The following is an 11,374-nucleotide window of genomic DNA, read 5'->3' on the forward strand; positions in this document are numbered from 1 at the left end:
GTAGTTCGGTTAAGAACTGAGTCTGATCAACTAGGCTTTTACAAGCCCTCACTTACCCGAAGGGAAGTGATGGGTGGTTGACTTTTATTATTTGTCAGTTGTTAGTGGTCAGTTGTTAAATAATTTAATTTACAATTATTCACAGTAACTTAATATTCCTTCACAATATGCAAACAAGCATCTCTCCCTCTACAAACCCTATTCCTGGTCAATATTGGCAATGGCGCGGACACAATGTACACTATGTCCAAGCAGGAGAACCACATCCTCAGCGTCCACCTTTGCTATTAGTGCATGGTTTTGGTGCTTCCACAGACCATTGGCGTAAGAATATCACAGAATTGAGTGTATATTTCCAAGTATTTGCTATTGACTTATTAGGATTTGGCCGTTCAGCAAAACCTAATTTACAGTATAGCGGTGACTTGTGGCGCGACCAACTCCATGATTTTATCAGCGAAGTGATTGGTCAAAAAACAATTTTAGCTGGTAATTCCTTAGGAGGATATGCTTGTTTATGCGTTGCTGCTCAACGTTCTGAAAGTGCTGCTGGTGTAGTCTTACTTAATAGTGCAGGGCCATTTTCCCAACCGGAAAACCAAGTTCCACCTACTCCCAATCCTATACAAAAAGTTTTAGGAAACTCTGTAAAATGGTTCTTTAAACAACGTTTTGCCCAAGCATTATTATTTCAATATACACGCCAAAAATGGGTAATTCGCCGCACCTTAGAAAAAGTTTACCTTGATAAAAGTGCGGTTACAGATCAATTAGTAGCAGAAATTCAAAACCCAGCTTTTGATAAAGGTGCTTTAGATGTATTTGTTTCTGTTTTTAGTACGCCCCAAGGGGAAAAAGTTGATATTTTACTAAAACAATTAACTTGTCCTTTATTATTATTATGGGGTGAGGCAGATCCCTGGATGAAAGCAAGAGAACGTTCACAAAAATTCCATGAATATTATCCCCAGTTAACCGAATATTTTCTCACGGCGGGTCATTGTCCCCATGATGAAGTTCCCGAACAAGTCAATTCTTATGTACGAGATTGGGTAATGAGTTTAGTAACAATTTAGGTGAGGTGACAATATCCCCGACTTCTTTAATTTATTGTGTCCATAAATTATAAATTGATGTCAGAAGTCGGGGATCTGATACCAATTCTGTATAAAGATGCGCCAAATTCAGAAAGAACCGCAAAGGCACAGAGAACACAGAGAAGGAATAGACAAGTTGACAAAATTCGGCGCAGCCTCACAAAGAAATGGTATGAGCATTTTAGATATTAGAATTTAACAACGTGATAGTTCTAATAAATTAATTGTTTGCGGAATAAAACTAGATGAACTTTCCCAATAATCTACTTGATTAACTTTTACTTTTAGTAAAGCAATATTGGGTTCTTTTACCCCGTTGGGAAACCAAATTTCCAATCCTGGCTGCCATTTTTCCTCAAGTTGATCATGATCTCTAATCAATTCGGCTGAACCGGATATAGAAACATATCGCTGCTGATCAGGTGCTGAAAAACTCACATTCACCTGTTGATGATGTTGAATTTCTACTACTTTATGGGAATTGGCCAAGGTAAAAAACCAGAGTGTGCCATCATTGTCAATTTCATTCCACATTGACATAGGACGACTATGTAAACTATGATTATCATCAACTGTTGTTAACATCCCACAGTCAATACCTTCAAGTAGTTTACGTAATTCGTGAACTTGTGGTTTTGTATCTAAAGATTGTGTCATTATATAATTCTAGTTTTATGAACATGAGTGATATTTTTAGTGTTAAAGTTTTTCGATTTATATACGTGAGTCTAAAGAGGTAATTATCAGAATTGATTTTTAGCAATTTATAACTAAAGACATATACAGCAGTTTGCGAAGGTATGAGGTACACATTTTGCGGGCAAGATGCCCGCACCACAACAGTTTGATTATGGTTGTACCTCATTTGAATGAAATATGCTGTAAATCATCCTAAAAATAACTTATAGGCAGGATTATCGCTTTCATTCCAATAGTGATAACCAAGACTATCTAAAAATGATTGCCATTCTTCCATTTCATGGGGTGGTACTTGCATTCCTACCACGATTCGCCCATAATCTGCGCCATTATTGCGATAATGAAATAAGCTAATATTCCAATCAGGAGACATAGAACCGACAAATTTCATCAACGCCCCAGGACGTTCAGGAAATTCAAACCGATATAATAACTCATGATCTGCCAGTTGAGAATGTCCCCCAACCATGTGCCGTAAATGTAATTTTGTTAATTCATCATCGCTTAAATCAATTGTTTTTAAACCACTAGCTTCAAAATTCTCCACAATTTTCGCCGCATCGGCACGGTTTTCTATTTGCATACCAACAAAAATATGTGCTTCTTTATTGTCAGCAATGCGATAATTAAATTCGGTTAAATTCCTGTTACCAATACATTCACAAAATTGACGCAGACTTCCCGGTTTCTCAGGAATATTCACCGCAAAGATGGCTTCTCGACGTTCTCCAAATTCTGCCCTTTCTGCTACGAAACGCAAGCGATCAAAGTTCATGTTAGCACCGCAAGCCACGGCGATGAGGGTTTGATCTTGAATTTGTTCTCGTTCTGCGTAAACTTTGGCGGCGGCGATCGCTAATGCCCCCGCAGGTTCTAAAATAGATCGGGTATCTTCAAATACATCTTTTATCGCCGCACAGGTAGCATCGGTATCTACTAAAATAATTTCATCCACATATTGCTGACACAAGCGGAAGGTTTCTTCTCCCACTTCTCGCACTGCTACCCCATCAGCAAACAAGCCCACCTGGGACAAGCGCACCCGATGACCAGCTTTGAGAGATTGACTCATGGCATCAGCGTCTACAGGTTCGACACCGATAATTTTGATTTCAGGACGCAACCGTTTAACATAAGCAGCAATACCGGAAATTAATCCACCGCCGCCAATAGCCACAAATATGGCGTGGATAGGTTGTTGACATTGGCGGAGAATTTCCATACCGATAGTTCCCTGACCTGCGATGACATCAGGATCATCGAAGGGATGTATAAATGTTAACCCTTTTTCTGCTTCCAATTGACGGGCGTGGGCGTAAGCATCATCATAGGTATTTCCATATAAAACTACTTCTCCTCCCCGTGCTTTCACGGCATTAACTTTAACTAAGGGGGTGGTAACGGGCATGACAATAATAGCTTTTGTTCCCAAGCGACTGGCAGATAAGGCCACTCCTTGGGCATGGTTGCCGGCGGAAGCAGCAATTACGCCTTGTTTCAGTAAATCTGGGGACAGGTTAGCCATTTTGTTATATGCACCCCGCAGCTTAAAGGAAAACACAGACTGCATATCTTCTCGCTTGAGTAGCAGTTTGTTATTGATGCGGTGGGAGAGGTTGGGGGCATATTCCAATGGTGTTTCCTGGGCTACATCATAGACGCGGGCGGTGAGGATCTGTACCAGGTAGTCGCAATACATATCAAGGAGGGAATTGGGGTTGGATTGTTAATTCTACCGCTTGTTGGGTAGTTGGGGATGATATGGCTTACGCCACACTTAGCTATCAGACAAAATCACTATTGACTGAGATTAAGCAGATTTTTGATTAATACTACTTTCAATATGACGACGTAAAATATCATTAATAGCTGCTTGATAATCTGTATTTTGAGCTTTAAACCAAGCTATTACATCAGGATCTAATTGGATAACATTTTTAGCTTGTGCTGCTGGAATTCGCAAAGTTGCTTTTGCAAAAAACTCATCAGTCAATGGAGGAATATCAGAATAATCAATATCCTCATCTGACATTGAATCTAACGCTCGCCAATTAGTACGTGAGATATTCTTCAAATCTTTTTCGTTCATAACGATTTGCCTTTCGTGCTGAAATAATTCTAATTACATTACCCCGTCTTTCAGTCCAGACAACTACAGCGACTCCATTTCCTAAAAAGCCAATACCAAACCAGCGTTCTTCACCATAATCAAAGCGTTCATCTTCTTCAATCAACATTGGACTATCAAACATTTCCGAAACGTCTGTGAAGTCAATTTGATGTTTACGTATGTTTTCTAAATTCTTCGCGTCGTCCCACTCAAACTGCATCAACTTTGAAAAGGTATAACTTTGTATATTCTATCTTATTTTTTCATCCTATAAATCTTTAAATCTCATAAATCTTGAATCAGTAATTATTATCTCCCCCCACCCTAGAAGGGTGAGGAAAAATAATGATTTGCACCTATAAGAACGGTGTTAAATCTAAATGTTCTTCAATTTGCGTCGCCAAAGAATCTAAAATCTGTTCTCGTTCTTCTCGATAGTTGGATACGCCTGTTGGTAAAGATTTTAAACCCCGTTGTTGACGCAGACGATTTACCCAAGCCCGCCGCCAGGGTCCATTGTCAAAAATACCATGTAAATAAGTTCCCCACACAGATTGAGAATTATCTACTAAACCCAAATTATTATCATCAAAGAGTGCTTGACAGGATTTTTGATCGGCGGAGTGTTCGCTGCGCGATAGCGAAGGGCTAGTGTAAGTAGTTCGTCCTTGATGAATTTCAAAGCCAGCTACAGGTAAGCCTATTTGCGGATAATTAGAAGTAACTTGGCGCTGACGGGCAATTTTTTGACCTGTAATTACAGTTTTTATAGGTAATAAATTCAACCCTGGATATTTACCCGCCTGTCCTTCTACTCCCTCTGGATCGGCTATGGTTTGTCCCAGCATTTGGAAACCGCCACAAATTCCTAAAACTGTCCCTCCAGAAGCAGCATAGTTTTGAATTGCTTCCGCCATACCGCTTTTTTGCAAGGTGATTAAATCGGCAATGGTGGTTTTTGTTCCTGGAATAATTACTGCATCAGGATGTCCTAAATCTTGCTTGGGTAATAAGTATTTTACCCTCACAGATGGTTCTGATTCTAAGGGATCAAAATCAGTAAAATTGGCAATTCTGGGTAAGCGGATCACAGCAATATTTAACTCAGCAGCCGTTTTTGTGGTTTTCCGTTCTAGCAAGTCTAATGAGTCTTCCGCCGGAAATAATTGTTCTATGTAGGGAACTACACCTACCACAGGTATACCTGTACGTTCTTCTAACCATTTAATGCCCGGTTCGAGAATTGATCTTTGTCCTCTGAATTTATTAATCAAAACTCCTTTAATTAAGGCGCGTTCGTCGGGATCTAATAACTCTAATGTGCCAACTACATGAGCAAATGCCCCACCTCGATCAATATCAACTACTAATAAGGTAGGTGCATTTAAATGTTTTGCTACCCGCATATTAGTTAAATCTCGATGTTTGAGATTAATTTCTGCGGGACTACCAGCACCTTCGCAAACTATGGCATCAAACTCTGTAGATAAAGATTGTAGGCATTCTTGAATGGTCTGCCAGCCAATTTCAAAATAGTCTCGATAATAGTCTGTGGCGCTGACTTTACCAACTGCTTTACCTTTAAGGATCACCTGAGATGTCATATCTCCTTGAGGTTTAAGCAAAATGGGATTCATTTCTACTAATGGTGCTACTCCCGCAGCCCAAGCTTGTACCGCTTGAGCGTATCCTATCTCTCCGCCACTGGCAGTTACATAGGCATTTAAAGCCATATTTTGCCCTTTAAATGGGGTTACTCGCCAACCACGACGGGACATGATCCGACAAATAGCTGTTGTTATCAGTGATTTACCTGCGTGGGATGTTGTTCCCACTACCATGATTGATTTCATTTTTAACTACAATTTAATATGTTGAGATTTGATAGTGCATCGGTAGATAACTTGTAATTTTTTTCAACTGATAGCAGGGGTGTCCGGTGTGGGGGGGCAGAAGAGAAATATATTATTCTTTTGCCTCCTGCCTCTTTCCTTAAAAGGGTAAACGCAACCAACGAGTGATAAAATCTTGGATGCGATCGCTCAATGAAGGACTACGCCAGTTTTGATTTGTTAATTTGCCAATCAATTGATGACCTAAAGGAGTGAGGCGAAAACTATCTGTAATGCCTTGTCCATCAACTTCTCGGCGCAATACTCCCACATCAATGAGCCAGGCTAAAGCATTTTCACAGGCTAATTCTGACAAGGCGCGGTTAGTATAATTCTGTTTTACCCCTTTTTCCATGGCTATAGATCCTAATTGGATGCTTTGACTGGTCATGGCTATAAACAAAGTCAGGTTAAAGGGAGAACATAAAAGCGATCGCTCCGCTCGTTCTAGTGCTTTATCAGTATAAACTAAGGGTTTGAGGTTGGGCGAATCTACAGCAAACATTGGCATTTTCTTTACTCTAAATTGTGCTTTTTGTCAATACTTTGAAAATAGATAATTCTCGTTGAGAATATTCATGAACAACTTATATAAATATTGTAAATTATTGTAAAATTTTGATTGCATGAAGATTTTTAAACAGGATAAGGTGAATCATGGCTTTAGCAGTTGGTACAGTTGCACCTGCATTTACCACCAAAGACACTAATGGGAACACAGTTTCATTATCTGATTTTGCTGGTAAAACCGTAGTTCTCTATTTTTATCCCAAAGATGACACACCAGGCTGCACCAAACAAGCTTGCAGTTTCCGGGATGCTAAGGACAAATATGTCAGCAAAGGTATCGTAGTGCTAGGTGTGAGTGCTGATGATGAAGTAGCTCACCAAGCATTCACCTCTAAGTATAGTCTCAATTTCCCCTTATTGGCGGATACTGATAAGAGCATCATTAAAGCTTATGATGTTGATGGTGGTGGTTATGCCAAGCGTGTTACTTACATTATTGATGGTGATGGTAAAATCATTCATGTTGATGCCAATGTGAATACACCTACTCACGCTGATGATGTTTTAACAGCACTGGGTTTATAAGAGAGGGCAGGAGCTCAGGAGGAAGAAGAAGATAATTTTCTCCCCTGCTCCCCTGCTCCCCTGCCTTCATTACTTACCTACTGAGGGTATAAGTAAAGGCAAGAGATTTTGATTGACGTTAGATGTATTTGCTGGTGTGTTTGGGTTTTGTGGTTGAATTTGGAGACGTTTTAGTTGTTCAGCCCTAAATGCTTGTGCGGCTAAGTCTAATTGTTGATTTTGTTCATCAGCATTCCATTGGATATTACCAAAGTTAGCTTGATGAATCATATTCAACATATTAAAATCCCCAGAACTGTTAGATAGAGGATTAGTATTGCGATAGCCGCGCTCGCCGAAGGGATCGCTCTCCAAACTGTTAAAAGGTTGATTAGGATCAGCTAAACTAGGTTCTACTGCTAACATTGAAGCCAAACTAATGCCGGCAATAGTGGCAAGAATAATTTTGTGAACTTGTAAAAATTGTCTTGACATGGAATTTCCCCTCATATTCTGCTTTCTATATTAAGCAAGTGTTCGCCGCAGTTGGGGTTGAATACTGACCAAAGCCAAAATTGCAAAACCCAGTAACACTAATAACGCACCTCCAAAGGTAACATCACCCCAAAAAGCAGACATTACTATGTCATTTATTCCCCAACTGCTATGTAGATACAAGTAACGAATTGGTTCAATAGCATAACTTAGAGGGTTGAGGGTGACAACAACCTGCAACCAACCAGGCATAAATGATAAAGGTGCTAAGGCGGTACTGGCAAATAATAGCGGTAGATTAGTAACAAAAATTACGGCGATTAACTCAATATGTCCCGGTAATGCAAAGGCTAAACCCAAGGAAATGGCGGTGACACCCAAAGCCAGTAGAAAGACAATGAGAGCGATCGCACATAATCCTGTAACATCAGGTAAGCCAGCCCCTAAAAACGCCGCCGCCCCCACAATTACCGCCGCTTGCAGCAAACTTTGGCTAATGATAAAAATAGCAGAAGCAAAAACAATTGAAAAGCGCGAAGCTAAGGGCGCAACCAGCAAACGATTTAAAAAACCAAATTCCCTATCAAACATGATCGGTAAACCAGCATTTAAAGCCCCAGCAAAAGCAGTAAATACTATTACACCAGCCGCTAAAAATTGTCCGTAATTTGTTGTACTACCAAACAAACCTTTGGGAGCATTTTGGAATAAAGCCCCAAATAAAACCAACCACATTACTGGTTGAATAATACCCGCCACCAGGGTAGAAGGGCGGCGTTGTAGTTGAATAAACAGACGACGAGTTAAAGCAAAAGTTTCTTGAACAATTTCGCCCAAGAAATTAGAATTGGTATCAATAACTACATCGGATGATGTTAATTGTTGCCAATTCATCGCTATTTTATCAGTATTCATAGAAGATGCCAGAAAGAAACGGTATCAATTATAAACATCTGTGCTATTTTGAGTCAGCAAAGAATATTTACAATTCTTAATACTACATTATAACAAAAATCATTACAGTACCATCGTGGACTAATCTTCATAACAACGAATGCAGTTTTCACCGATAACTTTGTATTAATGCTTCCCAATCTCGATTAACCCTTTTATTTTTAGAACTACCAATGCATATCCAGATGGACAAATTGCAGCTTTGTCTGAATCAGGATACCCAGGATTAAAGGATTTTCAGGATTTTTTATGAATATTTATCTGGGGATAGTTCAGGTTCTAAAGATGAGTTTTTTCGGCTCTACCGGACTTAGTATGCTAAACTAATAGGAACAGGGAACAGGGAATAGGAAACAATTAGTAATTTAGCATAACAAGTACCGAAGACCATTTTTGTTACTATGTCTTTCTTATTTGCTCAATACTAATCACTGTGCGTATTTATCAAGTAGAACCTTTTTCTCTGGAATCATGGGTATAGATTGACTCTATTTTAAAAAACAGCTTGGAGAAAATGAGCGATCACCGTGAGAATCATTTTTGCGATCATGATTAACTCAAAAGGTGAAGTATACTAACACCCTTACCTCTTGAACCATCCCTGATATTCACAGTGAAAACCCTTTTGTTCCCATACTGGCATATTAACATCAATTAACTTATACCATTTGTTTGTAAATTTGTATATAATTTATCTCCCAGCTTCGCTGTGTCCCCTTAGTAAGCTACGGTGTACAGTCTAATCAAGTTCCCATCTAGGGTTTTAATGCCCCTAACCCCGAATTCTGGGGGAATCAGAATTTCAAAGTCCCCCAAGCTTGGGGGATTTAGGGTGCTAAATAAGCACAAAACGAAGACAGATAGGAATTGTGTGTACACCATAGCCTTACTAAGGGGGGACTACAGGGGATTATGTGCATCTTCATAAAAATTGGTATTAACGATATGTGGACAGTGGAGATAAATAAACTGACTTTTTATAAATCCGCATATTCGCATTGAAAAATTAACTAAATGCAAGGATCTTCAGAACCACTAGAAATTAAAATGGGGATATGGGGATATTGAGTTGCTAATTGGGCTAGATAAATTTCTTGCTGAATACTACCACCCAACACAAAAAAGGCATCTACTGGGTGTGAAGAACTAAAAATTAGGGTTATAGTGGTAAAAGCCAGCCAGCTAATGAGGAACAGTCTCAAAACTCAAAATAATTTTTGTAACAATTGCCAGGATTTCCGAAATTGAGCGCGAAAGTGAATTAACAAGTTCATACTCAATCGATCAAACATAAATAACTAATAAAAGTTTAATTATCCATTGACATAAATCACGGTTACTTACCTAATAAAGTGATATCGTCAAGAGGATAATTGAATACTTACAAATGATACTTATCCCAGTATCATGTATATGTTTATGTTGTGATATTAGAACCGCTCAATTTAAAGCATATTTGTTACCGAAGAAACACAATATCACAAGTCATTGACAAAAGGTTAAAAGATCGATGAATGCCAGGGTTGATTAGGATATAAATACAAAAAGACATCAGGTAAGACTGATTGATAAACTGTCAAAAACACAACTATTTCAGCTAATATACATGAACCAATCTGCGAAACGTTACTCACCGCTCCAAGCAGCCATGATTGGGGGAGCGATCGCCACAACTGCTACTATATCCGTATTTAGTCAAGCTTGGACACGTTCCGTTCATGCGGCTTTACAAGATAGTCCTAAAGCATTAGTTGACCAGGTTTGGCAGGTGGTGAATCGTGAATATGTTGATGAAAAATTTAATCAACAGGATTGGCAAGCAATCAGGCAAAGCTTATTAAGTAAAAACTATACTTCTAAAGATGATGCGTATGTAGCGATCCGTGAAGCCCTGCAAAGGCTAGGTGATCCCTACACCCGGTTTATGAATCCTCAACAGTACGAATCCCTGACTAACCAAACATCTGGGGAAGTTTCCGGGATTGGTATTACCATGGAAATCAACGAAAAAACCAAGCGTCTCACCGTTGTAGAAGCTATAGAAAATTCTCCCGCATTTAAGGCTGGACTGAAATCAGGTGATCAAATTTTAGCAATTGATGGCAAATCTACCCTGAAAATGTCGGTGGAAGATGCTTCAAAATTAATTCGTGGTCAAGTAGGCACTCCTGTAAGCTTGGATCTAGCAAGACCAAGTAATAAATTTAACATCAAACTTACCAGAGCTACCATAGAAATTCCTACAGTCCGCTATACTCTCAAACAAGAGGGTGGTCGGAAAGTTGGTTATATCCGATTACAAGAGTTTAGTTCCCATGCTGCGGATCAAATGCGTACAGCCATACGCAACCTCGGCAACCAAAAAGTTGATTCCTACGTTTTAGATTTACGTGGTAATCCCGGTGGTTTGTTAAATGCGAGTATAGAAATTGCTAGAATGTGGCTAGATGATGGTCATATTGTCAAAACAGTAGACCGCAAAGGATCAAGTTCTAACACCAAAGCTAATCGTACAGCTATCACCAATTTACCCTTAGCCATTTTAGTTGATGGTAATTCCGCCAGTGCTAGTGAAATCCTCACCGGCGCACTCAAAGATAATAAACGCGCTGTAGTTGTAGGTAGTCAAACCTTCGGTAAAGCTTTGGTTCAGTCAGTCCATGAACTAGCAGATGGCTCAGGTTTAGCTGTCACCATTGCCCATTACTATACACCTAATGGTACAGATATTAACCATAAAGGAATTACACCGGATATCAAGCTAGACCTAACCCAAACACAGGAACGCCAATTGGCTTCTAATCCGAAGTTAATCGGTACAGATAGTGATCCCCAATATGCTCGCGCCATTGCTGCTCTTTCTAATGGCAAGGTAGCAGAAAAGGTCACAAATGAAAATTCCCAGTCCATTAGCATCCGTGCCGAAGACTTGAAATTTTAGAGCATATTTCATTCAAATGAGGTACAACCATAATCAAACTTTTGTGGTGCGGGCATCTTGCCCGCAAAATGTGTACCTCATACCTTCACAAACTGCTTAAATAAAAAAATTC

12 protein-coding genes are annotated in these 11,374 nt (G+C 39.4%); 3 read left to right on the forward strand and 9 right to left on the reverse strand.

Annotation, left to right across the window (positions count from 1 at the left end; genetic code table 11):
- Window positions 1–167 precede the first annotated feature (167 nt).
- Complete coding sequence (locus CUN59_RS00100) at window positions 168–1,076, forward strand: alpha/beta fold hydrolase (protein ID WP_104385926.1); 909 nt, start codon at window positions 168–170, stop codon at window positions 1,074–1,076.
- A 216-nt stretch (window positions 1,077–1,292) separates the two neighbouring features.
- Here CUN59_RS00100 and CUN59_RS00105 read toward each other — a convergent pair whose 3' ends face one another.
- The 6 genes from CUN59_RS00105 to CUN59_RS00130 form a co-directional block, all read right to left on the reverse strand.
- Window positions 1,293–1,754 (reverse strand): pyridoxamine 5'-phosphate oxidase family protein, encoded by a 462-nt coding sequence (locus CUN59_RS00105; RefSeq protein WP_104385927.1) that lies wholly within the window; start codon window positions 1,752–1,754, stop codon window positions 1,293–1,295.
- Window positions 1,755–1,983: 229 nt separating this feature from the next.
- Window positions 1,984–3,495 (reverse strand): threonine ammonia-lyase, biosynthetic, encoded by a 1,512-nt coding sequence (gene ilvA / locus CUN59_RS00110; protein WP_104385928.1) that lies wholly within the window; start codon window positions 3,493–3,495, stop codon window positions 1,984–1,986.
- Between the two features lie 111 nt (window positions 3,496–3,606).
- Window positions 3,607–3,885 (reverse strand): BrnA antitoxin family protein, encoded by a 279-nt coding sequence (locus tag CUN59_RS00115; RefSeq protein WP_104385929.1) that lies wholly within the window; start codon window positions 3,883–3,885, stop codon window positions 3,607–3,609.
- Window positions 3,848–4,126 (reverse strand): BrnT family toxin, encoded by a 279-nt coding sequence (locus CUN59_RS00120; RefSeq protein ID WP_104385930.1) that lies wholly within the window; start codon window positions 4,124–4,126, stop codon window positions 3,848–3,850. Before CUN59_RS00120 ends, CUN59_RS00115 begins: the two co-directional genes overlap by 38 nt.
- Window positions 4,127–4,262: 136 nt before the next feature.
- Complete coding sequence (cobQ, locus tag CUN59_RS00125; protein WP_104385931.1) at window positions 4,263–5,759, reverse strand: cobyric acid synthase CobQ; 1,497 nt, start codon at window positions 5,757–5,759, stop codon at window positions 4,263–4,265.
- Between the two features lie 139 nt (window positions 5,760–5,898).
- Window positions 5,899–6,303 carry an Npun_F0494 family protein gene (locus CUN59_RS00130; RefSeq protein ID WP_104385937.1) on the reverse strand — a complete coding sequence of 135 codons (405 nt, stop codon included), beginning with the start codon at window positions 6,301–6,303 and terminating at the stop codon, window positions 5,899–5,901.
- 152 nt (window positions 6,304–6,455) lie between these two features.
- Between CUN59_RS00130 and CUN59_RS00135 the strand changes: the two genes are divergently transcribed.
- On the forward strand, window positions 6,456–6,893 hold the full coding sequence (locus CUN59_RS00135; protein ID WP_104385932.1) for a peroxiredoxin: 438 nt from the start codon (window positions 6,456–6,458) through the stop codon (window positions 6,891–6,893).
- Between the two features lie 69 nt (window positions 6,894–6,962).
- Here CUN59_RS00135 and CUN59_RS00140 read toward each other — a convergent pair whose 3' ends face one another.
- The 3 genes from CUN59_RS00140 to CUN59_RS00150 all read right to left on the reverse strand — a co-directional run bounded on the left by CUN59_RS00140 (window position 6,963) and on the right by CUN59_RS00150 (window position 9,523).
- Window positions 6,963–7,367, reverse strand: coding sequence for a hypothetical protein (locus CUN59_RS00140; protein WP_104385933.1), 405 nt, complete (start codon window positions 7,365–7,367; stop codon window positions 6,963–6,965).
- Between the two features lie 30 nt (window positions 7,368–7,397).
- Complete coding sequence (locus tag CUN59_RS00145) at window positions 7,398–8,282, reverse strand: ABC transporter permease (protein WP_104385934.1); 885 nt, start codon at window positions 8,280–8,282, stop codon at window positions 7,398–7,400.
- Between the two features lie 1,049 nt (window positions 8,283–9,331).
- The gene (locus CUN59_RS00150) at window positions 9,332–9,523 is read right to left on the reverse strand and encodes a hypothetical protein (protein WP_104385935.1); all 192 of its coding nucleotides are present in this window, start codon (window positions 9,521–9,523) and stop codon (window positions 9,332–9,334) included.
- Window positions 9,524–9,927: 404 nt separating this feature from the next.
- Here CUN59_RS00150 and ctpB point away from each other — a divergent pair, with 404 nt between their 5' ends.
- A complete protein-coding gene (gene ctpB, locus CUN59_RS00155; RefSeq protein WP_104385936.1) occupies window positions 9,928–11,262 on the forward strand; it encodes a carboxyl-terminal processing protease CtpB in 1,335 nt (444 codons plus the stop codon).
- The last annotated feature ends 112 nt before the right edge of the window (window positions 11,263–11,374 follow it).

The sequence above is a fragment of the Cuspidothrix issatschenkoi CHARLIE-1 genome (genome assembly GCF_002934005.1).
In the GTDB taxonomy this organism is placed as follows: Bacteria; Cyanobacteriota; Cyanobacteriia; order Cyanobacteriales; family Nostocaceae; genus Cuspidothrix; species Cuspidothrix issatschenkoi.

Coding starts and splice junctions, on each gene's coding strand:
- CUN59_RS00135 (WP_104385932.1), top strand. CDS start 6,456: ATGGCTTTAGCAGTTGGTACAGTTGCACCTGCATTTACCACCAAAGAC.
- cobQ (WP_104385931.1), bottom strand. CDS start 5,759: ATGAAATCAATCATGGTAGTGGGAACAACATCCCACGCAGGTAAATCA.
- CUN59_RS00130 (WP_104385937.1), bottom strand. CDS start 6,303: ATGTTTGCTGTAGATTCGCCCAACCTCAAACCCTTAGTTTATACTGAT.
- CUN59_RS00145 (WP_104385934.1), bottom strand. CDS start 8,282: ATGAATACTGATAAAATAGCGATGAATTGGCAACAATTAACATCATCC.
- CUN59_RS00100 (WP_104385926.1), top strand. CDS start 168: ATGCAAACAAGCATCTCTCCCTCTACAAACCCTATTCCTGGTCAATAT.
- ctpB (WP_104385936.1), top strand. CDS start 9,928: ATGAACCAATCTGCGAAACGTTACTCACCGCTCCAAGCAGCCATGATT.
- CUN59_RS00140 (WP_104385933.1), bottom strand. CDS start 7,367: ATGTCAAGACAATTTTTACAAGTTCACAAAATTATTCTTGCCACTATT.
- CUN59_RS00115 (WP_104385929.1), bottom strand. CDS start 3,885: ATGAACGAAAAAGATTTGAAGAATATCTCACGTACTAATTGGCGAGCG.
- CUN59_RS00120 (WP_104385930.1), bottom strand. CDS start 4,126: ATGCAGTTTGAGTGGGACGACGCGAAGAATTTAGAAAACATACGTAAA.
- ilvA (WP_104385928.1), bottom strand. CDS start 3,495: ATGTATTGCGACTACCTGGTACAGATCCTCACCGCCCGCGTCTATGAT.
- CUN59_RS00105 (WP_104385927.1), bottom strand. CDS start 1,754: ATGACACAATCTTTAGATACAAAACCACAAGTTCACGAATTACGTAAA.